Source organism: Pedobacter miscanthi, from assembly GCF_032678605.1.
Taxonomy (GTDB): Bacteria; Bacteroidota; Bacteroidia; order Sphingobacteriales; family Sphingobacteriaceae; genus Pedobacter; species Pedobacter miscanthi_A.
The window spans coordinates 38,120-63,573 of sequence record NZ_JAVTSU010000011.1 but is presented as its reverse complement, the minus strand read 5'-3'; the positions used below and the strand labels follow the sequence as shown (position 1 = coordinate 63,573).

Genomic DNA, 25,454 nt, shown 5'->3' with positions numbered 1-25,454 from the left:
TTAAAAATTAAAATTTTACCCCTAAAGAGAGCCTGATGGTAAATGGTTCTCCCTCTACAAAGAAGTAATTGTTCCCTGTGTAAGGAAAATCAGTGGTAATATCACCAGCTGCCATGTAACGTTTATTGGTTAAGTTATCTGCAATTATCCTGAACATGTATTTTGGATTGCTAAAACTCAATCCTGCATCAAATTTGGTGTAATTAGGCAGGTAAGTATCTCTTTGGCTGATGGCCGAAAGTTTGATAATGGTGGTTTGACCGGCACTGATTGAAATTTTGTTATAACCTTTTAATGGAATGCTGTATTGCAACCAGGTATTAAATACCTGTTGAGGTACATCAGGCATTTTCTGTCCCACAATTGAAGGATCATCTGCTGTTGGGTTCAGGTTGTTATCTTTAGTTATCCTGGCATCTACGTAGGTATAATTGGTGATTAGCGATAGCCTGTCAGTAATATTTCCGATTATATCCACTTCAAACCCATTGCTTACCACTTCACCTAACTGCAGATAATAAGCAATTGCCCCCGCAGAAGCCGCGTAACTTCTGAAATCTCTTGCCGCAACATTTCTCTTTACTGCATGGAAACCATTAACAGTAGTTAACAAACGCCCATTAAACCAGTTCTTTTTAAAGCCCAGTTCAAAATTATTACCGAGTTCAGGCTCAACAGGCTTAGAGGCGGTAACGGTTTTTTGTCCGGCCTGCGGACCATCAACAGTTTCGCTTACCACCTGACCGGTTTTAGGAACAAATGATTGATCATAAAGGAAATAAACAGACGATGTAGAGTCAGGCATAAAACTTAGGGCTGCACGCGGCGAAAAGGCATGTTGTTTGTAATAATCAGGTGTACGTGGACCTTTTGTTGTGGTAAGGATATTCTTGTTGCGGTAATCTGTATACCGTGCACCAATGGTTAGCAAAAATTTATCAAGCGCGATGTTATCATAAACATAAGCTGCCGAATAATGAATGTGATTTTCTTGTCTGATTGATCTTTTGGTTATGTTTACCGTATTCGGATCTACATAAAAATTAGGGTTATTCCGTTCAAATGGAGTAGCATTAGTGCCATAATATGTGGATAGGGAATCTTTGCCAGTGGTATAGTCGCTTCCAATCAATAAGGTATGTTTTAATACACCTGTTTTAAATTTACCCGATAAAAACAGGTTCGTATTGTAGGTTTCGCCCAATATATTCGAGTTGCTGGCAATACGATTGGTTTTGCCCTGATCGTTAAAACTGATCGAAGTTCTGTTATTTGCCGATACCATGTACCATTGATTAGCCGGGGCTTTAACAAAGTTCGATTGCGAGGTAAGCTGCCAGTTTTCATTAAATTTATGAATGGCGCTAAACCTAAAGGTATGTGTTTGCGAAATACTCAGGGGTAAGCCGATTCCTGCACTGAAATTTAGGCTGATCGGATCCTGCAGTACATCTTTATCCTGACGTAATTTGTTGATAGATGAACCGTTTTTAACCTCTCCGCGAATGTAATTGTATTCGGCAATCAGGTAAGTACGTGGACTGAAATTGTATTTTAATACCGGAGCAATTACATATTTGGTGGTTTTCATGTAATTGAGGTAAGAATCCTGATGCTGAAATGCGGTATTGAAACGGTAAGAAAAGCCCTTGCTTTTTAAAGCACTTCCAATATCTGCTGTAGCGCGGAACAGGTTATAATTGCCACCGGTAACCTGCACATTCAACAATTTTTCCTTAGGCGATTTGGTTACAATATTCAACGTTCCGCCAGGTTCGCCCAAAGCGCTTATAAAACCCGCCGGACCTTTAATAAACTCCAGGTTTTCAATGATGGATTCATCATCAAGCGTTGCCCCTAAAACCAGGCGGTTTGGCATGCCGTTAATCGTGGTGGCGGCATTAAATCCCCGTATTTTTATTGATGCCGAATTATCAAATGGCGAACTGTTATAACCAAAATATACACCACTTGCATTTCTGGCCATATCTTTTAATTGCAATCCGCCTTGTTGTTGTATTAGGGCAGCAGAAATGCTGATGATATTCTGCGGCATTTGCAACAAGGGAACCTGCATTCTTAACGTATTGGATAGGGTGTCTTTTTTGAGTTTTACGGCTTTCTGCCCATCAATGCGGACTTCGTTAAGCTGACGTGTTTTTGTCGTTGAATCCTGCGGGGATCTATTCCGTTTTTCATGCTGAGCGAATACTTGTGGAACCGAAATAAATAAAAGTAAGATGAGGTAAAGTGTTTTCTTCATTTTTGTGTGATTGGTATGTGTACTCTTGTTTGATTTAAATTTTGTGCTTGAAGCTTTTAGAAAGAAAAATGATCAAAAAGCTGATGACAACCAGGTATAAAATACCCCAAATAATATCGGGATTTTTTTTTATCAAGGTTTGAAGTTTAAATTCAGGTAGGTTCCGTAAATCATTTAATGTTAGTTTCTTATCAGCTATGACATAACCACTCATAAAATCTACCCAGGTTTTTTGAAATGCATTTACTTGATCCTGATATGACAGGTAATCTTTAAGTCCTGTTTCAGTAATTCCATTTAGCATATATTGGATTTTTGTCGCCGGATTAATCCAGCTTAATTTAAAAGCCGATGTATTTTGCGCCTCGGGATATTGGTTATAGTTCGCAACTACGTGCGTCATGCGGCGACCTAGAAGATCGTAATATGCAGCAAAGCGTGTATTGCTGTTTTCGCTGGTATCCGATGGAGATCTTAACTTGCTGTAATTTGGGTTATTGATGTAAAACGTATCGATAAGCAGTTTAGGGGGCAATGCCCATACCGTTTCACTATTTTCCCTCAGGGCTACAGCTGCATCCGCCTTTAAAGGGATTGGATGATATAAACGTACAATAACATTGCACAACGCTGGTAGAAGCATGAGGAATAAACACCACATTCCTAGTAGATAAAGTGCATTGTGTACAGAAGTTTGGCCTAATCTGATGATAAAAAAAACTATTGCAAACCAGAACAAAAGATAAGCACTCACGCTAAACAGCCATAATAGTGCTGCTGATAAATCAAAAGAAATCAATGTAGCCGAACTGATGAAGCCGATAATACTAAGCAGCCAGGTTAGTACACCAATCAGTATAAACCTGAAAATAAGTTTATAACTGATGATTTTGCCAAAATAGATGCCCTGTACCGAAAGTAATTTATCAGTTTGCTGTTCCTTTTCTCTTGATAAAACATTGTAAGTTAAAGCGATGGCAAGCAAAGGCAGCAAATAAATAATCACATAAGCAAGATCAAAATTGCCAGAAGCAAGCATTTCGGGATTTGAAATCTCTGCATTAGCCCCCTGCATAAAATTGCGTTTACGTGTAATTACATCATAATAAGGCATTAAGTCTCGCTGTCCTACAGATAAAGCACTGATGGAGTGAGGTTTACTAAAAGCATATAAAGGGTTTTTATATTCTATTACAGCTGGAATGCCGGCCTGATTAAATAGGATTTTCCCTTCTTTCGTAGTGGTATCAGCAAAGAAACTCGCTTCTGCCTCTTTGAATTTCTTTTGGTATCCTGATGTTAAACTATCAATGGCCACTAACTGCTTTTCGGTGAAGCGATAACCATAATAAATGCTGTAAAATCCCGTCAAAAAGAAAAAACTGATTAAAAGAAGCATGAATTTTTGTCTTACAAGCAACCTCAGTTCAAATAAAAAGATGATTTTAAACAGCTGCATAATTAAGGGCTAAAGAACGTGAAGCAATAAACTGAAGTAAAAGAACAAGTACTAAAATCCATCCTGTTAATGAAAGAAAGGCTACTTTTTTCTGGAGTAACACCTCATCAATAGGAGGTAACTGATAGTTAAAATCTTTGAGTCGGCTAAAATATTTCGGACCAAGCACATATTCCCCCTTTAAATCTTTGTTATGCATGGCCAGTTGCATATTCAATTTCCTGATGAGGTTGTTGCGGTAAGCCTGGGCCTGTTTAAAAAAATATTCATGATGGTAAAAATCTGTGCCAGCCAGTGTCATCGACAAACGTTTGGTAGATAAAAAAGGATTAAAAATGCCCGAGGAATTTAAAAAATGCTGTTGATTAGCAAAAGTATTTTCCACCTCCCTGAAATAATGGTTAAAAGCCAAAGTCCTGTAATCCTCATTAAACTGAAGTGTTAAGCCATCTATGTTGAAAGGTAATGCCGAAACGCTATCAACATGATATTTTTTGAGCAATCCTTCAATATAACGTTCACCACGGGCGTTGTAAGGATCTTTTCCATTTAATCCTTTCCTGTAACCCTGCTCCACCAAATCACTAAAAGCAGCTCGCGACATTAACGGATAACTGCGGTCTGCCACACCGGTTATTACCTTGGGAAAAATGATGCTCATAAAAATCCAGAAACATAAGGCACTTAACAATGCCTTTCCCGAATGGTTACTGATTGCTGAAATAATGGTGCCCAGTAAGGCGATCAGCAAATAATACAAGGAGTAAGTTATAACGATCCATAAAAACCGGGGCAACAGTAAAGCGGTATCGGGAGCGCATAAAATAGCTATATCTAGTACGATGAAAACCGGCAATACAACCACCACAATGAGCAGATAATTGGCTAAAACTTTTGCCCAAATGATTTTAACGCTGCTTAAACCTTGCGCCAGCAGCATTTTAAGTGTGCCACTTTCTTTTTCGCTGGTAATACTGGTAGAAGTATTAAATAACAGCAACAGCGGAACGAGGAGTTGTAAAATAAGCGCAAAGGTTAGGTTTCCAAAACGCATGGCAGAATCATTGTTCTCTGCTTCGCTATTGCTGATTTCGTGCTGAACATGGGCCTCAATTCGGTAAATGTTTCCTGTATAATCGTTAATGCCCGTATCAAAAACGTTGAGTATGTTCACTGGTTTAAACAGGTAGGTTCCAAAATGGGCTGCGTCGTGCGGGTTGCGTTGCTGATGTTCCCATTGTTGCCTGAATAGGGTATTGGCTGCCAAACGCTGTTTATGGCTGGTTTGGTAGCTTAACAGCGTGCACACTGTTGCTGCAATAAATAATAACCAGATCATCATCGCTGAAATCAGAACAGTTTTGTTCCGGTAATTGAGCAACAGTTCTTTTTTAATCAGCATCTGCCAGCCGGCAAAACCTTTCATTCCCATCTGAAATTTATGTTTATTTAATGCATCAAAGTTGCATTATATTTTACATATTTGCAACTACATTGCATTTACTAATTTTATTTTTTTCATGTTTAAAGATTTTATCCGTAGAAATAAGTATCCTTTTTTTAAGCAGCCCGATGCGATGGATTGTGGTCCGGTTTGCCTTAAAATGGCTGCAGCCTATCATGGTAAAAATCTTTCCATGCAATATTTAAGAAAACTGTGCAGAATAGGGAAACAGGGCACCACTATGCTCGATCTGATTGATGCGGCAGGCAATCTGGGTTTTAAAACACTTGCCGCTGAAATACCCCTTAGTAAATTAAATAACGTTCCGTTACCTTGCATACTACACTGGCAAAAAGAACATTATGTAGTGCTTTATGAAGTAAATGATCAATACGTTTACATGGCCGATCCTACTTTAAATAGTAAGATTAAACTGAATATTCAAGATTTTTTAGCCGGTTGGACAATCCATGCAGAAAAGGAAGCTGGCCGGGTTTTACTGTTACAACCCGGGCAAGCTTTTAACAACCTGAAAGAAATCCCTGAGCATAAAACTTCATTATGGTCTCTGTTGCCTTACCTCAAAATGCACCGCAAAAGCTGGTTGCCTATATTGGCGAGCTTGATTTTAGCCAGTGGCTTTTCACTTGTTATACCATTGCTTACCCAAATGGTGGTTGATAAAGGGATCAATGCAAAAAACACCAATTTACTTTTATTGATTTGTCTTGGTCAGTTAATGCTTTTTTCAGGCCGGATGCTGATGGATTTTATGCGGGCCAGGATATTGTTCCGCATTGGTGCCAAAACGAGTATCATCATGCTCAAAGATTTTTTAGCCAAACTGATGAAATTGCCTTTTTCCTTCTTTGATAACCGCCAGGCAGGCGATAATATGCAGCGCGTAAACGATAATCAACGTATAGAAGAGTTTCTAACCAATTTTCTGATCAACTTTATCCTTTCAGCCATCACTTTACTGGTACTTGGTGGCGTATTATTTTATTACAACTGGCAAATATTCCTGCTTTTTATCATTGGCGCAGTAATCAGTGTAATTTGGTCGAATTCCTTTCAGCAAAAACGAAAAATTATAGACCAAAAGAAGTTTAAAGTACTTTCTGCAAACCAGCAATTGCTTTTGGAGATTTTTTATGCCATGCAGGAAATAAAACTCACTGGTAGCGAAGAAGATAAAAAGGAACTTTGGGAGAGCCTGCAGGATCAATCCTTTGATCTCAAACTCGAAGCACTTCAGCTCGATCAGCGGATGCAGGGCGTGGGTTCTTTTATTAACGAGGTTAAAAATGTACTCATTACCTATGCTGCGGCCATGCTGGTGATTAACGATCAGATTACTTTGGGCGGTATGTTGGCGGTTACTTATGTGTGTGGACAGCTTAATGCGCCCGTAAACCAACTGGTCGAATTTTCGAGGGTATCTCAGAATACGAAGTTCAGTTTGATGAGGATGGATGAAGTACAACAGGAAGAAGAAGAAGACCTGGAAGTAAAGGAGGAAGTCAAAAATTCAGGTCCTGTTGATATTTCATTGAACAAAGTTTCTTTTCAGTATGGTAACAGGCATTCGCCTTTTGTTTTACAGGATATTGATTTACACATTCCAGCGGGTAAAGTAACAGCAATTGTAGGGATGAGTGGAAGCGGAAAAACGACGCTCATTAAGTTATTACTTAAATTTTATGGCCTAACCGATGGTGAAATCAAACTTGGTAAGCAAAATATCACCAATGTTAATGCGAAATCGTGGCGGAAACATTGCGGTGTAGTGATGCAGGATGGTTATGTGTTTATGGATTCTATCTCTAATAACATTTTTGCGGGTGCAGTTGTAAAAGACATCGAAAGGCTTTATGAGGCTGCTAAAATGGCCAATATGCACTATTTTTTCTCATCGATGCCCTTTGGCTACGATACCGTAGTAGGCAGGGATGGTTACGGGCTTAGCGAAGGACAAAAACAACGCCTGTTAATTGCCAGGATGATTTACCGTAATCCAGATTATATTTTTCTGGATGAAGCCACCAATGCGCTTGATGCGCAGAATGAGCGGTCGATTGTAAATAACCTGAATACATTTTTTAAAGGCAAAACGGTGCTGATTGTGGCCCACAGGCTAAGTACTGTTAAACATGCCGATCAGATCGTGGTACTGCATCAGGGGCAAATCCAGGAGCAAGGCAGTCACGAAAGTTTGCTGCTCAAAAAAGGAAGCTACTACAACCTGATCAAAAATCAACTCGAACTGGGCAAATAAACATCTATTAATATGAGCTTAAAGATTTTTCCTTATTCATTGGCGCGTTATGCAGGATTGCACCATCAACATTTTGACGATTTGAAGTTAAGAGACACAGCACATTTGCTGGAATTTTTAGAGAAACTCATTAACGAAAAGGAGCGCTTAAAAAAATGCTTTTGTGATACTTTATACCCCATTATTACAGAACAAAAGGATGATAAAGTAAGACAACAGTTAATTAATATTAAAAGACAGGTATTCAATGATAAAAAGATCAATACCGAACATCTTTCTTACTTATCCGAAGCCGTAAATATTAAACTGGAAAGATACCTGGATAAAGCACAGGAGCTTGCTCTTTTTCTGGCAGAAAATACATTAAAATTTGAAGAAGAACAGGATGTGCAACGAAAATGGTTGCAGCAAATGTCGTTAAATGCAGAACTGAGGAATGGTCTGTTATTATCCAGTCCTTTACTTTACGAGCAATTAAATAATTTCATTAAAAAAGATAGCAAAAGCTTTAAACAAAAAGAGCAACGTATTGTGTTTAGCCTGTTGCGGTATCTCAGCAGGATGGCTTATAAAACCTCTCCATTTAGCAGTTTTACTTATACCGGTATAATGAAGATAACCGGTTTAGTTGAAAAATTGCAAACGAGGCATGAGGTTAAAAGCCGTTTAAAATTAAACAATACCTTATTTGAATATCTTAAAGCTATAATTAAAAAACATCCTTTATTGAATGAACATTTATTGCTTAAACTGAATATAACCACAGAAATTAGAGGGAATAAGATTTGTTTTTTAAGCAATTTCAATAACATAGAGTCTTTTCAACAGCTTAACGCCAATCGTTTACAGCTATTGGTTTATCAATATCTGAACAATAACCAGGATGCAGTTTCTCTTAAAAAACTAATTTATAATCTTACACCACATTTCGAAAACCCGGATCATGAAAGTATAAAAATATACCTCATTAAGCTGGTAGAAGCTGGAATGCTTGAAATGGGATTGGGGTTTTCAGGCATGGACGAAATTTGGGATGATAAGCTGTTACTTTTTCTTAGTTCATTAAAAAAAGCAGAACCTTCGGTTATCCCTGTTATTACCCTTTTCGAAAATTTACAGCAATATAAAAATGAATATCCATCAGCCGAACCTTTAAGCCGGTATAAGATGCTTCAGCAGGCAGAAGAACAACTGAACAGCACCTTTGCCATGCTGCAGCAAGAAGCCGGTCTTCCTTTTTATACTGGTGTTTCTGATAAAAAAATGGAACAGGAAAATCCTGAAAAAGAAATATTTTCTGCCAATAAATTTATTCCTTATTATTTTTCTGCCAGGCATATTTTTTACGAAGATTGTTTTACCCCTGAAAATTTAACACTGCCTGAGCCACGGGTTAAAAATTTTGTTGTAAAAACGGATGAATTGATCAGTCACTTGCTTCCACTTGATGTAATGCAGAAAGAACGCAATAAAATGCGTGATTTCTTTCTGCAACATTATCAAAATGATGAATCAGTGGTTTTAGCTACTTTTTATAAAGACTACTATTTTTACGTCAAAAAGCCCGAAAAAGAGTATAAATTACTGGAAGAAGTTGATTTTTTAGCCTTCAGGCATTGGAAAGAGGCTGTTTTGTCTAAATTATTAAAAATAAGTGATGCCAATGAGGATTTGATTCATTTTGACTCGAATTTTTTTACAGATTTACCAAAAAGAGAGGATTTGGCTCAAAAGTCTTCAATGGGCATGTTTGTACAATTTGCCGACAGTGAAAATGGATTTACAGGCGTCATTAATGCGCTTTTGCCCGGCATGGGTAAAGTAAGCGGTAGGTTTTTATCACTATTTGATCAGAAAATTATGGAAGGTTTTGTTCAATATAATGAAGGCCTTTATCCGCATAAAACCAAATTAGAACTGAATGATGCTTCTACATTCAACGCCAATATTCATCCGCCATTGTTGGCACATGAGCTTGATCTCCCGGGGGGAAATAACATTTATCCAGCTGGCAAACGGTTTAACATTAACGACTTGAAAGTTGGGTACGACGATCAGAAAAATGTACTTACGCTGCATGCCGGAGATATGGAATTATATAGTTATGACTTAAGTTTAGAGTCTTTCTACAACAGGTCTAACCTCTATCAGTTGCTTGCGCATTTCAACCCAGATGCCCGTGTATCATTACAGCCCTTTATTCAATTGGTTGATCAGTTTTATCAGGATAAAAACCCTGATCCGGCACCTGATTTATTGGTTTTGCCCAGAATAGTTTATGCCGAAAATGTGATCATCAGGCGTAAAACATGGCGGATAAAAACTGAAATTATCCCTGTTCAGGCAATAACTGAATCAGATTTCACTTATTTTATCAAATTAAACAACTGGCTGAAACGGAACAAAATACCTACACAGATTTTTATTTTTCTGAGAAAGCGTGCCTACCAAAATAAGGCAGAAGGAAAACGGGAAGGTTTGCACGATGATTATAAACCACAATATCTTTCTTTCGATAGTTCTTTGTTGGTAGGGATGTTTAAGAAACTACTGTTAAGGGCGGGAGATTACATCACTTTTGAGGAGGTTTTTCCAGTACCTGATCAGCATACCGTACGCGAATACCTCATCCAATGGTATAATTATGAATAGAATATGGAAAAGCAAGAAGATAAATGGCTATCGGTGTATATTTTCTACCAGGAAAATGCAAATCAACTTTTAAAACAGCTAATACATCCTTTTATCCTGCGTTGGCACGCTCCCTGGTTTTTTATCCGGTATTGGGAAGGGGGTGACCATATTCGTTTACGCTTAAAAGCCGCAAAATTGGAACACGATTCGATTATTAAAGCTTTGAATTTGGAAAATACAGCTATTAAATCTTTCCGTATTGCCCAATATGAACCAGAAACAGATCGTTATGGAAATGCTGAAAGTATTACCTGGGCAGAAAAATATTTTGAATGTTCTTCTAACTATATACTGAATTGGATCGTTAAAAAGGAGGCAAAACAATCGGTTGCTATCCAGGCAATAAAACTTCATTTGGCACTACTGCATACTTTAAAATGGGATCAGGATGAGTTGATAGCCATTTGTAATTTCTTTTTAGAAGGTTGGTTGCCAAAATTGTACAATTCAATCGATCCAAAAGAAGAACAGCGCTTATTTTGGTTAAATCAATTTGAAAAGGTTTTTGCTCCGGTGAAAAATCAAACTGTTAGGGCGGTCAGGCAGTTTTGGTACGGGCTGAACAACGGTATTGCAGAAGACAATTTCATCGATTATATATCAAAAACAACTGAAGTCGTAAAAATGTACCAAAATGCTGGTTTTGAAATAAATACCATGTTTCAGGTCATTTCCAGCTTTATGCATATGAACAATAATCGCTTGGGTATTTCGAACTACGAAGAGGCTTATATCATGTATTGTATTATGGAATGTTTGCAGTTTATCAATGAAAATTTAATCCACCAATCTTGAGTATGTTGAACACAGAAGAGATCGAAAAACTGAAAGATCAGCTTTATGAAATCCACGGGGAATTAATTTTTAACCTCAAAGAAAATGATCTTGAAATCTGGTGGCCTACACCGTTTTATATCAACCCTGATGAATATGAATTTAGGGAAAGTTATGATCTTTTTAACGGCAACTGTGGTATTATCCTGTTCTTTTTGGCATTATATCATTTCGACGGGAATATTGATCATTTAAGGATAGTAAAGAAAGGAATGTATCGTATCCTAAATGCTGATGCAGTATTGAATCCGGATTTTTTTGCGCTTTATACCGGATTGGGTGGTGTAATTTATACTTGTTTAAAGGTTTTCGAAACTACGGATGATGTTTATTACAAAGAAAAAGCACTTGAGCTTACTCTGAAGAATCAAAAGCAATTGAGCACAGGTTTATGGAAAGCAGATATTTTAAGTGGTTATACCGGTAATTTACTGATGTTGACCTTACTTTATCATCATACTCATGATCGTAAAGTTTTGGATATGGTTATTTCCTTAATTGATCGTTTAATTACGGAAGCACGGATATCGAAGCAGGGTTTAAAATGGGATTATTCGAAGTCAAAAAAGGCTTATGATAGCATGACGGGATTTTCACACGGTGCATCAGGTATTGCATGGGTATTGATGCAGCTTGGCCAATATTTTAATGCTGCGGGTTTAATCTACCTGGCAGAAGAAGCGTTAAAGTATGAAATGCAGTATTTTGATGTGCCTGCTAAAAACTGGCTTGATTTGCGTCTTGGTCCACATCGGCTAAATAAACCCGATGTACATAGATGGGAACTAAAAACCTTTTTGTCAGAAATGACCGATGTAAATGCCTGGGCACATGGTGCAGCAGGGATAGGAATTACAAGGCAAATGGCGTTACAGCTTACAAAAAAGGAGCATTATGAAGTAGAATGCCAGCATGTTTTGCAACGTTGTCGGGAAGATTTAGAAAGGTTAAATCGAACTGATTTTACATTGGTGAGTGGTTACTGTGGCATGATTCCGTTTTTATTAAAGCGTAATATGGTGGCACAAATTGTTTCTATACTGGATCAGGCACGAAAGTTTCATCAAAAAACAAATGGTTATAATGGATACGTCTCTTGCGGAAGCGATGATTATGGATTGCTTTCGGGAAAATCAGGTGTTGGTTATATTATCCTAAGTTTGTTGGGCAATAAAAATGCAGACAGTGTACTTGCACCAGAGCTTCCAAAGCGGAGTATCAATACCGGTTTTTCTAAAAAATACGGTCTGAATGAAATTAAAAAAGCGATTTTCTCGAAATATTATACCAGAACATTGGAAGAAAGGAAAGGAGTAAATAGCAATATTTTTGAAGCCGAAGACATTAAGGATTTTAAAATAAGGCTTCAATCTGAAGTGTCGAAAACCAATGGGGCAGAAATTCAAAAAATATTCGATCTGGAAAGCCGGTTAGTCGATCTATGGAAACGGCACAAAGGTTATTTCAGTTTCGAACAAAAAAACAAGTATTTGCAAAAAATGGCTAATGAAAGCCTCGCGATAACTGATGGGACTTTGATGGATAGATCCTTTGGGTTAAGTGAACATGTAGAACTTTATCGATATGATGCTATAGATGATCTGAATATCCTTTTATTGATTAGTGAAGGAACTGGAATAAAAGAATTACAGGTTGGTGTATTTGCCGCAATGATTTTAAATGCAATCGAAAAGAACAGCACGAAAGGAGTAGCGCTTATAAAATCACTTCAATCTATATTTTTTAAAGGGGAACTTAATGAAAAGCAATTAACAGCCGTGCAGGATAAAGTGGTACCACAAATGCGTTTATTAATTAAAGCGGGGTTTGTTCAGGTTGGTTAACTGGTAATTGGGTTAATTGTTTAAATTGGTTAACTGTAACTGGTCGTTCTTCTCAATTATTTTAGTCAAGGCGCCCTAAAGCGCCTTGAGATGAAAACACCAGTTATTAACTAACAAATAACCGTGGTACACTTAACGGGTGGCGTATGATGGTCATCTGTCTGTTCGGTGTGGGTAGGTTCCGATACGTTGCCTAAACCGCCAGATAAACGCATAGCTACTTCGCTATCAATACTGGTTACAAAGCTCTCTAATTGAAGATCTTCTAAACTCAATGTGATTCTTTCTGATTGATTTTTCATAAAATAATGTATTAATGTTGATGCCTACTGGTGGTTACGGGGTTTCGGCTTATCCCCGGTTGCAACAGTACTAAATTACTTAATTGCAACTATGTTGCAAAATAAAAAGAGATATTTTTGCAACATAGTTGCGAAAATATTTTAATAACGAATCAATTAATTGATTATCAATGATTTATTGTTAAAGAAAGAAAATAATATTAATGGGGGGGAAGGATTAAAAAGAAGTACTTTGACTTTGAGAACGAAAATATTAGTTTATTTTTTGTTTTTAGCTGCTATGAAAACAAATACACCCGCAATTAAAATGATGCCACCGGCATAAGGTGGCCAGTTAACCGATTTTTCTTTGTCGGCTGAGATCTGGATAGGGCCTGCATCTACAATTTTTTCTTTTTTAGTATAAGAAAAACCCGTCCAGATAAGCATGGCAATACCCACAACGATTAATATAAGTCCAATTGTCTTGTTCATGATATATTATTTATATCAGAACAGTACCGAACTCATTATGTTTTATTGAAATGAATAACCGAGGCTTATCTTTTGCGCCGAGTTGAGGTTGCTACCCACTTCGTAAGCAAGGAAAAATCTATTTACAGACAGAGAATAGTTAAATATAAAGCCAAAGGAATTTCCTTTTCGGGCATAATCATCCGCATTCAATCCGTATTTAAAACTATCTGCCAAACCAGGCGTGCCACCCAAAAACAACCTGAATCCATGCTTGATACCATGGTCATTTCTGGCTCTCCAGATCACCTCGGTTGATAATCCGGTTGTCCAAAGCACTTTTCTGTCTGTAACAGCTACATAGTTCGGGATCCTGTTATTATAAATTTCTTTCCTAAAGGCTGTGTAATCGCCACCTTCAAAGCTGATGGCATTTTCAAAATTAATAAATCTGAAATCTGTATTTCCATTAGCAGAAGTATGGTGCAAGCCTGCAGAGAATCTTAAACCAACACCAGTTATCGATTTTTTAAATGCGGGAAGATAATCACCAGAATTGTCTACAGCATTATTTTGAACATTGTTTGAAGCTTTTCCGGTATAACCGAAAATTCCAAAGGCAATGTTTCCCTTTTCGAAAGTATGTGAAAGGTTTACATTCGCCATTGCAAGTTCAAAGGAGACTTTACTATCCGGAGCACTTGCACCAGCATAACTGGCAGATACACTGGTTAAAGTTTTCAAACTATCGGCACCCATTGCCCTGGGTATGTAACCCATATTATTCCCTAATACTGCAGGTGTGAGGTATGTTCTGCAGGAGCTGAATAAAACAGCAGAAAGTAATATTAAAAAGAGAGCGTTAATTTTAGTTTTCATTTTATAGATTTGTTTACTCGTCAAAGAAATCAACCAGACCACCTAAGAAATATTCCTGGATGCCTTCTGTAAAATCTTCATAATCTTCATCAGGAATATTGGTTTGTTTAAACTCCAGTGATGTTCCTTTTTTATCTTCGTGAAGTTTGATGGTTACAATAGACGCCTCGTTTTCTTCTCCGAAGTACCATTGCTGTACAATCTGTTTCCCATAAGTAAATTCAATGTTTTTACCTGTAATGTCACCATCCCAGAAAGAAAATTCAGTTCCGGGCACTTCCTCAAACTCCACTTCGGCACCCGTCCACAGTTTTATGCTGATATCTTTGGTAAGCGCTAAATAAACTTCTTCGGGTGGGGCAGGTATATAGGCGTATTTTTTAAAGTCTTTCATTTTCTGCTATATCTATTATTTCTTGTTTTTCGCTTATAACTTCTTGTTGGTTGAGATTGTCTATTCTGAAATTTTCATTTAAATCCTGAATTACTGCACTTCTCCATGCCGAAGATGGATAAGTAAATACAAAGGTACTTTTTACACGAGTAGATCTAACAAAATAAGCTATCCAAAGGGAATAAATAATTATTTTTCTAATTAATGTTGTTACATCTGAGTCGGTAAAGAGCTGATTACCTATATGATTACCCATCGTAAAGAGAAATACAAAATCTAAAATTGCCACAATAATAGCGGCTATTTTTAATCCTATATAATATTTTGTAAATATTTTTCGGCGGTTAAAAAATAAAAATATCATCAGTATGCTAAATGCAATCATACTGATGTTCAATGCCGTTTCGATAAGCAAATAGAGTTGGTAAACGAACGTTGTAAATCGATCATAGCGATCAAGGTTATCCCAAACCCTTTGACTAAATGTTTCTGCCTTAATTATAGTAAATAGCGAGGTAAACGGTAAAACCACAATTCCAATGCCTGCAACAATGAGCCAGCCACCGATTTTTGGAGCATATTTTATTTCTTCAAGATCAAAAGGTCTTTTTCGGGTATAGATAAATGCGCACACACCCATCATTATGACGAAAACAAATACACATAAAGTTACCATCCAGTAATTTAAATCCGATTCATTTTCCGTCTCATAATCATTACCCCAATATAAACTGTAGCTCAGTTTATCCATTATATTGCTTCTATCTTTAATGTATTGTTTGGTATCGGCACCCGAAATTTCATCGGCTAAGTTTTGATAGCTATAATTTATTGTTAAAGTATCTGACTCGCTTTTCTGCGTGTAATTAAATTTATAGCTAGGTCGATCAACACTAAATTTATTGTCTTTAAGGTCCCAATCATCTGGGAAAATGATTTTTAGTTTTTGATTGATATTGCATGGGTAAACAAGGTCCATCGGTACATCACGCGATTTTTTGAGTTTTCTTAAATCATTGCTGATCAGATCGCCATAAAAATAGATGTCAAATCTATTAGAAAGTGAATCGTCTCTTACCCAAATGTTGTCAATCTCATAATTTTCAGTTAAATAAACAATGTTGTTGGTCTCATCATCTTTAACAGTTATGTTTTTTACGGTTTGTATACCAGGGTATAATTTTGCATAATAACTTAAATAATCCTTTTCTAGTTTATCTGTCCCATCACTATTTAAATCTGCCCTGATTTGATCGGCACAATTGTGTGTGTAGACCGTTTTAATTTGGAGGGTCGCTTTTTTACCCTGGATTGTATCCGGTACATTAAAAATTGAAGTGGCATCAATTTTTCCCTTGGGATTGCTTTTAACCTCTTCAAGTTTGTCGTTGCCAGGTTTTATTACCAGAACACTTGCAGAATAAGGGAAATAATTTTCTGTTATAGGTCCACGCTGATCAGACATGGTTGCATCAATCCAGATTTTTTTATTCTTGAATTCAACTAATACCACAACATGATCAAATGCACCTGTTGAGGGTAACCTTTCTTTTGTTTTATTCTTTAAATAGGTGTTTATGTACACAGGATAAGCCTGTATACCCATATTTTTTAACAGGTAAACGAGTAAAAGCGACTTGTCTTTACAGTCGCCGTAGCGCTGTCTTAAAACTTTTTCAGGAGAATTTGGGCGATGGGAATACTGCCCCATTTCTACCCCCATATACCTGATCTCATCTTGTACAAACCGGGTAGCAAGTTGTAAATATTGTTCTGGATTGTTGTTAGATTTTGCTTTTAGCTCCTTAACCTTAGCATTAAGGATGGCTGAACTTTTTAAGTCGTAAGTGTTTAAACGGACAGACCAATCTACTATGTCTTTCCAGCTGTGGTATTCACTGATTTGAACCCGTCCGTAAGGGTTGTACCAATCGGGTTCATAGTCGTAACTGGTGAAAGTTTTAGATACCTGGCTTTGCCATTGGTATATTTTTAAATTATCCGTCTCCGTAGTTTTTAGAGGAGGAACAAAGTTGAAGTTTTTGAGTTGTATATCGCGTTTCTTATTAAAAAGCAGGCTAACATAAACATTTGAGATTTGACTTCCGCCTTCAAAATAAATGATGTTGCTGTAGCGCGAATCGAAAACCGGATTTTTTCCTATAATGGTATACGAAAAGTCAATTCTATCTCCTTTCCGAACATCTTCTAAAATCAAATAAGCATTAAATGTTCCGCTATAAATAAATTTATTGAGCTCTTTCTCATTCTGGATAATTTTGAAATTACTGGCGTTAAGTTTATCAATAGGTTTGTTATCTCTCCAGATAATTATCTTATGAAAAACAAGTTTCTGGTAAGATGGATCAAAGGTAACCGATATTTCAGAGCCATTTTGTACACCTGTATCTGAAATAATCTCACGGATATCATGCTCGTATTCTTCGGACGTTTCTATATTGGTTTGTTGCTCATAAAGAAATAAATACCAGCCATCCTGAACATCCCTTGCTGCCGGCCGTTTATCAACAGTTTTTACTTTTTGTAGCCACCTTGGTTCAGTTTTGGAAATGAAAAAATTATTTTTTTGGGCAAAAGATATATTGATCCAAAAAGCAAAAAAAAGTAGAATAAGTTTTTTGAGAGCGTTTTTATTTAGCATATTTTAATTAATAGTTTATTTAAATGCGTTTAATCCGGTTACATCCATTCCGGTGATGAGTAAGTGTATGTCGTGTGTACCCTCGTAGGTAACTACCGATTCTAAGTTCATCATGTGGCGCATAATCGAGTATTCACCTGTAATACCCATTCCGCCCAGCATTTGGCGGGCATTGCGGGCAATATCTAATGCAATTTCTACACTGTTTCTTTTGGCCATCGATATCTGTTCGGCCGATGCCCTGTTTTCACTCTTCAATACGCCCAGGCGCCAAACCAATAGCTGACCTTTGGTAATTTCGGTCACCATTTCGGCCAGTTTTTTTTGCTGTAACTGGAAACCGCCAATGGGTTTTCCAAACTGTACGCGTTCTTTTGAGTAACGTAGTGCTGTATCATAACAATCCATCGCTGCTCCCAAAGCGCCCCAGGCAATACCATACCGGGCCTGGTTTAAACACCCCAAAGGACCTTTTAATCCGCTGATTTCAGGAAAAATATTTTCTTTTGGCACTTTAACATTATCAAAAACAAGTTCGCCAGTGGCAGAAGCACGTAAACTCCATTTGTTATGTGTTTCAGGGGTCGAAAACCCTTCCATTCCGCGTTCAACTACCAATCCTCTTATTTTTCCAGATTCATCTTTAGCCCAAACTACAGCAATATCCGCAAAGGGAGCATTACTGATCCACATTTTCGCGCCATTGAGAATATAATGACTTCCGGCATCTTTAATATTGGTTACCATTCCGCCGGGATTAGAGCCATGATCAGGTTCTGTTAAGCCAAAACAGCCCATCATTTCGCCGCTGGCTAATTTTGGAAGATATTTTTTACGTTGCTCTTCTGTACCATAAGCATAAATAGGGTACATCACCAAAGAACCCTGCACAGAAGCTGTAGAACGAATGCCAGAATCACCACGTTCAATTTCCTGCATCAAGATGCCATAAGCAGTATAATCTAAACCAGCACCACCATACTCAACCGGGATAGTGGGGCCGAAAGCGCCAATATCAGCCAGGCCTTTTATTAAATGTTTGGGAAACTCTGCTTTTTGTGCATAATCCTCAATGATTGGGCTCACTTCTTTTTTTACCCAATCCCTTGCTGTTGCGCGAATTAATTTATGTTCATCGGTTAACAATTCATCCAATAAATAATAGTCTGGCGCCTCGTAAAGGTCTTTTTTTGCTGATTTGCTCATGTATTTTGTGTTATCTGGTTAAGAAACCGCCTTGATTTCAAAGGTAACAATTTACGGCAAGGGGCATTATATTCGTGAATAAAAATTTAATTTTGCAGCATACAAAATATACATGAGCCATTTCAAACAAACCGTAGCCCTAAAAGATGTAAAATGTTTTGCCCTTCATGGTTATTATCCTGAAGAGCAACTGATTGGAAATCATTTTGTTGTGGATTTAGAAACAGCATTTATACCACAGGGATTTAACGATGAGCTGGCGCAAACGGTTAATTACGAGGACCTGAATAACATTATTCTCGAAGAAATGAAGCACACCCAAAAGCTTTTGGAAACGGTTTTGAATAAAATTATTTCTAAAGTAATTGAATTATATCCGTTTGTGGATACCGTTGAGGTGAGTATGAAAAAACTAAATCCGCCGATGCCCGGCCAGATCGGACATTCTTTTGTTAAACTATCCTATACTTCAGCCAAATAAAATGAATTTTACCAAGATAAATCCTGAAATTTTAGCAGAAATTAAAGCTGCAATCGGAGCGGATAACGTTTTTACTGATGCAGAAAGTTTAGACCATTACAGTCACGACGAAACAGAAGATTTACGTTACCAACCTGAAATTGTGGTAAAACCAACTTCTCCTGAAGAGATTTCTTCGTTGTTAAAAATCTGTAATATACATGGCGTTCCTGTAACGCCTCGTGGTGGTGGTACAGGCTTAAGCGGTGCCGCTTTGCCCATTTATGGCGGCGTTTCTTTATCAATGGAAAAATTTAAAGCCATTATAGCTATTGATACCGAAAACCTGCAGGCCGTTGTGGAGCCTGGCGTCATTACGGAAGAATTTATTAATGCTGTAGCTGAAAAAGGACTTCTTTATCCGGTTGATCCAAGCAGTAAAGGCTCCTGTTTTATCGGCGGTAATGTGGCGCATGGCTCTGGTGGGCCAAGAGTTGTAAAATACGGAACCATACGCGAATATATCTTAAACCTCGAAGTGGTTTTACCCAATGGCGATATCATCTGGACGGGGGCAAATACCTTGAAATATGCCTCAGGCTATAATTTAACACAACTCATGATCGGTTCGGAGGGTACATTGGGCGTGGTAACCAAAATCGTGACCAAGCTTTTGCCTAAGCCAACCCAATCTGTTTTAATGATGGGCTCATTTAGTACCAATGAGGATGCTTGTGCGGCTGTTTCGGCAATTTTTAGAGCTGGAGTAACCCCATCTGCTTTAGAATTTATGGAGCGGAAAGGAGTGGAGTGGGTAATTAAATTCGATGACATTAAATTTGATTTAAAAGATGATGTTGCTGCACTATTAATGATTGAGTTTGATGGCGATGATTTAGATGATATTTTTAAAAACTGTGAGAAAACCAATGTCGTTTTAGAGGAACACCATTGTACAGAGGTTTTATTCGCCGATACTGCCGCTCAAAAAGAGGAACTATGGCGCATGCGCAGAACGATGGCCGAATCGGTTAAATCCAACTCGGTTTATAAAGAAGAAGATACTGTTGTTCCGCGTGCAGCTTTACCAAAACTGATTAATGGTATCAAAGAAATTGGTGCTAAATATGGTTTCGAAAGTGTTTGTTACGGACATGCAGGCGACGGAAATCTCCATGTAAACATCATCAAAGCAGGAATGAGTGATGAAGACTGGAAAAACAAACTCAAATTCGGTATTGCCGAAATATTCGAATTAACCACCGCTTTAGGCGGAACCTTATCCGGTGAACATGGCATTGGCTTGGTGCAAAAAGAGTTTATGCCGATTAAATATTCTGAAATCCACCTCAATTTAATGCGTGGGATTAAAAATGTTTTCGATCCGAATGGAATACTGAACCCTGGAAAAATTATGCCCGATACCCCAACCCCTAAAGGGGAGTTATAGGCGAGGTGGAAAAGCAAAATCAATAAAAGATTAAATGGTTTTTTACAATTTGTATAGCCGTTAGAAAGTCAAAAGCCCCTTATGGGTGTGGGGCTAACTGTTCAAAATCTAGCATTTTTTGTTTTTCTTCTTCAGGTATTTGAGTTGGTTTGCCAGTGGTATAATCAACGGCTATACAAACCGTTTTTCCTTTACTGCAGATCACCTCTTCGTTACCTTTAATTTTAACAATCTGATAATCCAGGTCGAAACTGGTATTGCCAATCCTCGATGTTTTAACGTGAATGGCAATTTTATCATTCATTACAATCGGTAAAATATAATCCAGCTCTGCATGGGCAATCACAATACCGGTTTTCTTCCAATCCCATTTTATAATCTCTTCCCAATATTTGGTTCTGGCAATTTCGAGGTAGGTGAAATAAATCGAATTGTTCACATGTCCCATCATATCGAAATCGATAAAGCGCAAATGGATATTGGTTTTATAGTTGAATTTGTCGGAAAAATCTTTTATTTCTGCCAATTTGTCTTTTGATTTGGATTTATTTTGCCAAAATGTCTTAAAAATCATAAATATTTGGTTTGGTATATAAGTTGAATAGGATGAATTATCAGTTTAAAAATTAAAAAAATAAAAGAATAAGCGATATGACACTAGTAAATTTTAACAACAGAACCCGTAACACAGCTCCTTACTTTAACAATGTTTTTGATTCATTGTTTAGCGACGCGATAACTAAAAACAAATCGGTTGATAAATCGCCAAATGTGAACATTCATGAAAATGAAACTGCTTACGTAATCGAATTGGCTGCACCAGGTTTAAAAAAAGAAGATTTTCAGATCAATTTAAAAAAAGATACCCTTTCTGTTTGGGCAGAAGTTAAAAAAGATGATACCCAGGTAGCTAAAGATTTTACACGTAAAGAATTTGATTACAGCTCATTTGCAAGATCATTTAATTTACCAGATAGTGCGGATGGGGATAAGATTACTGCTGAATATAAAGATGGTATTTTATCAATCAACATTAGCAAAAAAGACGATGCTAAATTACAACACAAAGAAATTGTAGTATCGTAATAAAAATATTCTCGAAAGAGGGTTTTTCATAATAGTTTGGTTTAAGGATTATGAGGCTTGCATCAGGCTTAGAGAGAAAGATAGATGCAATTGAAAAGCCGATGCAGGTTATCATAATGATTTAGGTTTAGGTTTTATAAGGTTAATGTCGGATGGCATTAACCTTATTTTTTATATAGTTCCCGTCATTTCGACCGTAGCGCAGAAATCTGCTAATAGATTTAAAATATAGATTTCTCCATTTGGCTGCGCTTCAGTCGAAATGACAAATACCAGGCGGACAGTATTTAGATTGATTTTAAGTTACATTCTTAAAATCACCTTAATCTCATTTTTTGTACTTTTGCGGCATGGAGAGAGAAATTCTGGATACTAAGCGTAAAGCACTAAAAATAAACCTTGACCCACGAATTTACGGTACCTTCGCCGAGATCGGAGCAGGACAGGAAGTTTCACGGAACTTTTTTAATGCTGGTGCAGCATCCGGAACGGTTGCCAAAACGATGTCGGCTTACGATATGACTTTTAGTGATGCGATTTATGGAGCAGAAACAAATGGTCGCTACGTGAGCCAGAACAGGCTTTTGCAAATGCTTGATCATGAATTTGGTTTACTTAACGAACGTTTGTCTGGCGAAAAATACGAAAGCCGTACTTTTTTTGCCTTTGCTGATACGGTTACAACCTTAAATTATAAACGTACCAACGAGCCTCATGGCTGGGTTGGACTTCGTTTCCAGAATGAACCAGGGGGAGCACCGAATGAAATATTTTTCCACGTACGTTTGCTGGATACTGATGTAAATATGCAACAGCGTGTATTGGGGATTATTGGTGTTAACTTATTGTACGCTGCTTTTTATCATTATCAGGATCCAAAACTGATGGTAGAATCGTTAGCTGATAATTTAACCATTGGATCGGTAGAAATCGATTTGATTTCCGTTAAAGGACCAGCTTTTCCTCAGGTCGATAATATCTTGCTTAATCTGTATATGATTATGAAAGATTTTTCTGCAGCAGCAATTTTTGATGCAGATGCACACCCACGTCAGGCTAAAGATCTTTTATACAAGAAAGACATCATGATTTTAAGGACCAAATACGGCCAGAAATCATTGCCTAATTTCAACTTGTTTAATAAAGCTACCGATCAGTTTAAACGCACCAATAAAGTAGAAGAAGGAAATCTCGCGGTAATGATTGAGGTGTTGTTGACTAATGTTTTAACTGACGGACAAGAAACTCCTGATGATATTGATCTTGAAACGGTAGCTAAAAGAGCACAGGAAATGTGTGATACGGGTAACATCGTAATTGTATCTAATTTTACGCGACACAACCGTTTGGCGAAATATTTGGCCAGGTGTAAACCTAAAAGTGTTGGATTAGCCACAAACATTAACAACTTAAAATTTGTATTCAATTCTAAGAACTTTACCGGCGAAAATTACTCAGGTCAGTTATTGAGCTATGTAAACGATATGTTTAATACCAATGTACGCTTATTTGCCTATCCTTTCCTGGATAAAAAGACCAATCAGGTAATTACCACGGCAAATATGCCTGTTACACCAGAAGCAAAACCTTTATTCGATTTCCTTTTGATTAATGGGTATATTACTGATATTAAGGATTACAACGAAGACGAAGTGAAAACGGTTTAAAGAATTGATCTGTTTAGCATCTTCACCCCGACCGAAGTACAGCGGTATAATAGTTAATTTTTTTTACGATTAAGAAATGAAAGTTTTTACTTCTTCGGAAACTTCAGCCCTTCTTTCCGTTACAAGTCCGCACCCGATGAAGGATCGGGTTTACGGGCTTTACACTGCAATAAGGTTTATAAATAACGGTTGTTGCAACTTTAAGGTTTTTGTAATAACAGGGGGGGTATGGTAACGGTTAAAAATGCGAAATTATTTAATTAACTTTTCAATTACCTGTTTGTAACTGTCGCTTACCGGCAATTCATGATCATCAATAAATAGTGCATTTTTTCTAATAGAGGTTACTTTATTGATATTGACGATGAAGGATTTATGGATTCTTTCAAAATATACAGGCAGTTGATCTTCCATATTTTTCATACCCATGCGTACTACGGCAGCCTTAGGACTGGTAGAAGTGTGAATCTGGATATAATCTTTAAGCCCTTCTATATAAGTAACCTCATCAAAATTGATCTTCGTTAAACTGTAACCTACATTTACGAACATATAATCGTGTTTGGGCAGGTTGGAATGCTCTGCAGATTGTTTAAGTTCGTACAAGTCTTTGGCTTTATTGCAGGCTTTCATAAAACGATCCAGGGATACCGGTTTCATTAAATAATCTACCACATCGAGCGCAAAACCATCTAATGCATATTGTTTATAAGCGGTTACAATAATCACCATAGGTTTTTTAACCAAACTCTGGATAAACTGTAAACCAGTAATGCCCGGCATCTGGATATCGATAAAAATGAGGTCTATCGATTGCTCCTGCATAATTTTATTGGCAGCAAAGGCATCATCACAACTGGCTACCAGCTCTAAAAATGGGATACGGCTAATGTTATCAGCCAGCAATTGCAGGGCTAAAGGCTCATCATCAATGGCTAAACACTTTATCATATTGTTAATTTTAAAGTAAGATTTACATTAAACCAGCCGTCTTTTTTTTCTATTTGCAATTGATGTTCTTTCCCGTAAAGTAAGTTTAGGCGCCTGCTCACATTCGCAAGGCCAATGCCCGATGCGGCATCTTTTACCTCGTTTCCATCATCACTAAACTTATTTTTAACTATAAAGGTCAAAATATCATCTTCTGTTTTTAAATTAACTAATATTTGCGGCTTTTCGATCATTCCAACCCCATGTTTAAAAGCATTTTCGATAAATGGAATCAGTAACATGGGCTCTATTTCATCAAATTCACTTTCAATATCGATATGGGTTTCTATGGCTACTTTTTTGCCGAAACGCTGTTTTTGCAGATCAATATAGGCTTGTAGGTATTCTGTTTCGGTTTGGATGGATACTTTTTCTTCATCCGTTTCGTAGAGCATATATTGCATCAAACCAGATAATTTCATCACGGTAGGCTCCAGTTCGTTGCTTTTTAACCTCACCAGCGCCACAATGTTATTCAAAACATTAAAAATAAAATGCGGACTGATCTGCGAACGCAAAAATGAAAGTTCGGTTTTCATGTTTTCCCGTTCTCGTTGTAAAGATCTTTTTTCTTCCCTGATCCGGTCAGAAATCATGGTGAAAGCGGTACTAGCTGCAATGGTTAATAAAAAAGTAGGGGTGTTAAACCAAAGGGTACGGCCTAGATTGAAATCGAAATCAGGTAATAAAATTTTAAATAAGGTAGAATGAATGGAAATGGCTAAAAGTAAACAACCTAAAAGCGAGAGTCCATATCCAAAATATTTTTTCTGATAAAAGAAAAAGGGCATTAAAACCCGGTTATTCAGGTAAAATATGGCTATCCAATAAAAATAACTAATAAAATTTAACCTCAGCAACTGGTTTTCTTCGTAATTGCTGAGGTGATGAGGCGGACGGCTTCTGTTGGCATTGATAATGTAAGGCAAAGTGATCAAAACTACCCATACCAAAATATGCAGGGTAATTTTTATCCATTTTTTAGAAAAATTAATTGTCATTATTTTTTGTGTCGCGCTTTGCATCACTAAGTTATTATTAATTATGTTTTTACGCTTTGTACCGCTGAATTTATTTCAGGGATCATGT

20 protein-coding genes are annotated in these 25,454 nt (G+C 37.2%); 8 read left to right on the top strand and 12 right to left on the bottom strand.

The window, feature by feature from the left end:
• Window positions 1-7: 7 nt before the first annotated feature.
• The 3 genes from R2R28_RS17005 to R2R28_RS16995 are packed head-to-tail and all read right to left on the bottom strand — an operon-like array spanning window position 8 to window position 5,148.
• Window positions 8-2,263 carry a TonB-dependent receptor gene (locus R2R28_RS17005; protein WP_316826882.1) on the bottom strand — a complete coding sequence of 752 codons (2,256 nt, stop codon included), beginning with the start codon at window positions 2,261-2,263 and terminating at the stop codon, window positions 8-10.
• A 34-nt stretch (window positions 2,264-2,297) separates the two neighbouring features.
• A complete protein-coding gene (locus tag R2R28_RS17000) occupies window positions 2,298-3,722 on the bottom strand; it encodes an ABC transporter permease subunit (protein WP_316826881.1) in 1,425 nt (474 codons plus the stop codon).
• Window positions 3,709-5,148, bottom strand: a complete 1,440-nt coding sequence (locus R2R28_RS16995) for a DUF3526 domain-containing protein (RefSeq protein WP_316826880.1) — start codon at window positions 5,146-5,148, stop codon at window positions 3,709-3,711. Before R2R28_RS16995 ends, R2R28_RS17000 begins: the two co-directional genes overlap by 14 nt.
• A gap of 94 nt (window positions 5,149-5,242) precedes the next feature.
• On the opposite strand from R2R28_RS16995, the gene R2R28_RS16990 reads away from it, so the two are divergent.
• Genes R2R28_RS16990 through R2R28_RS16975 form a run of 4 tightly spaced genes read left to right on the top strand, consistent with a single transcriptional unit; the run spans window position 5,243 to window position 12,816 of the window.
• Complete coding sequence (locus R2R28_RS16990; RefSeq protein WP_316826879.1) at window positions 5,243-7,444, top strand: peptidase domain-containing ABC transporter; 2,202 nt, start codon at window positions 5,243-5,245, stop codon at window positions 7,442-7,444.
• Window positions 7,445-7,456: 12 nt separating this feature from the next.
• Window positions 7,457-10,096, top strand: a complete 2,640-nt coding sequence (locus R2R28_RS16985; RefSeq protein ID WP_316826878.1) for a lantibiotic dehydratase — start codon at window positions 7,457-7,459, stop codon at window positions 10,094-10,096.
• A 3-nt stretch (window positions 10,097-10,099) separates the two neighbouring features.
• Entirely contained in the window at window positions 10,100-10,933 is an 834-nt protein-coding gene (locus tag R2R28_RS16980) for a thiopeptide-type bacteriocin biosynthesis protein (RefSeq protein ID WP_316826877.1), read from the top strand.
• 2 nt (window positions 10,934-10,935) lie between these two features.
• Window positions 10,936-12,816, top strand: a complete 1,881-nt coding sequence (locus R2R28_RS16975; protein WP_316826876.1) for a lanthionine synthetase LanC family protein — start codon at window positions 10,936-10,938, stop codon at window positions 12,814-12,816.
• A 110-nt stretch (window positions 12,817-12,926) separates the two neighbouring features.
• Here R2R28_RS16975 and R2R28_RS16970 read toward each other — a convergent pair whose 3' ends face one another.
• The 6 genes from R2R28_RS16970 to R2R28_RS16945 form a co-directional block, all read right to left on the bottom strand.
• Window positions 12,927-13,118, bottom strand: a complete 192-nt coding sequence (locus tag R2R28_RS16970) for a pinensin family lanthipeptide (RefSeq protein ID WP_131031488.1) — start codon at window positions 13,116-13,118, stop codon at window positions 12,927-12,929.
• A gap of 258 nt (window positions 13,119-13,376) precedes the next feature.
• Window positions 13,377-13,592: a hypothetical protein gene (locus R2R28_RS16965; protein WP_316826875.1), complete on the bottom strand. Its 216-nt coding sequence runs from the start codon at window positions 13,590-13,592 to the stop codon at window positions 13,377-13,379.
• Between the two features lie 42 nt (window positions 13,593-13,634).
• Complete coding sequence (locus R2R28_RS16960; protein WP_316826874.1) at window positions 13,635-14,450, bottom strand: hypothetical protein; 816 nt, start codon at window positions 14,448-14,450, stop codon at window positions 13,635-13,637.
• A gap of 13 nt (window positions 14,451-14,463) precedes the next feature.
• Entirely contained in the window at window positions 14,464-14,844 is a 381-nt protein-coding gene (locus tag R2R28_RS16955) for an SRPBCC domain-containing protein (protein ID WP_316826873.1), read from the bottom strand.
• Window positions 14,831-17,506, bottom strand: a complete 2,676-nt coding sequence (locus tag R2R28_RS16950) for a DUF3857 domain-containing protein (protein WP_316826872.1) — start codon at window positions 17,504-17,506, stop codon at window positions 14,831-14,833. Before R2R28_RS16950 ends, R2R28_RS16955 begins: the two co-directional genes overlap by 14 nt.
• 15 nt (window positions 17,507-17,521) lie before the next feature.
• Window positions 17,522-18,712, bottom strand: a complete 1,191-nt coding sequence (locus R2R28_RS16945; protein ID WP_029275209.1) for an acyl-CoA dehydrogenase family protein — start codon at window positions 18,710-18,712, stop codon at window positions 17,522-17,524.
• 112 nt (window positions 18,713-18,824) lie between these two features.
• Between R2R28_RS16945 and R2R28_RS16940 the strand changes: the two genes are divergently transcribed.
• Both R2R28_RS16940 and R2R28_RS16935 read left to right on the top strand, forming a co-directional pair.
• A complete protein-coding gene (locus R2R28_RS16940) occupies window positions 18,825-19,193 on the top strand; it encodes a dihydroneopterin aldolase (RefSeq protein ID WP_316826871.1) in 369 nt (122 codons plus the stop codon).
• A gap of 1 nt (window position 19,194) precedes the next feature.
• Window positions 19,195-20,622 (top strand): FAD-binding oxidoreductase, encoded by a 1,428-nt coding sequence (locus R2R28_RS16935; protein ID WP_316826870.1) that lies wholly within the window; start codon window positions 19,195-19,197, stop codon window positions 20,620-20,622.
• A 79-nt stretch (window positions 20,623-20,701) separates the two neighbouring features.
• On the opposite strand, the gene R2R28_RS16930 is transcribed toward R2R28_RS16935, so the two are convergent.
• On the bottom strand, window positions 20,702-21,196 hold the full coding sequence (locus R2R28_RS16930; protein WP_316826869.1) for a thioesterase family protein: 495 nt from the start codon (window positions 21,194-21,196) through the stop codon (window positions 20,702-20,704).
• A gap of 77 nt (window positions 21,197-21,273) precedes the next feature.
• Here R2R28_RS16930 and R2R28_RS16925 point away from each other — a divergent pair, with 77 nt between their 5' ends.
• Window positions 21,274-21,708, top strand: coding sequence for an Hsp20/alpha crystallin family protein (locus R2R28_RS16925; protein WP_316826868.1), 435 nt, complete (start codon window positions 21,274-21,276; stop codon window positions 21,706-21,708).
• A gap of 350 nt (window positions 21,709-22,058) precedes the next feature.
• On the top strand, window positions 22,059-23,375 hold the full coding sequence (locus R2R28_RS16920; protein WP_316826867.1) for a nicotinamide mononucleotide adenylyltransferase: 1,317 nt from the start codon (window positions 22,059-22,061) through the stop codon (window positions 23,373-23,375).
• A gap of 252 nt (window positions 23,376-23,627) precedes the next feature.
• On the opposite strand, the gene R2R28_RS16915 is transcribed toward R2R28_RS16920, so the two are convergent.
• Complete coding sequence (locus tag R2R28_RS16915) at window positions 23,628-24,326, bottom strand: LytTR family DNA-binding domain-containing protein (protein ID WP_316826866.1); 699 nt, start codon at window positions 24,324-24,326, stop codon at window positions 23,628-23,630.
• Window positions 24,323-25,366 (bottom strand): sensor histidine kinase, encoded by a 1,044-nt coding sequence (locus R2R28_RS16910; RefSeq protein ID WP_316826865.1) that lies wholly within the window; start codon window positions 25,364-25,366, stop codon window positions 24,323-24,325. Before R2R28_RS16910 ends, R2R28_RS16915 begins: the two co-directional genes overlap by 4 nt.
• Window positions 25,367-25,454: the final 88 nt, after the last annotated feature.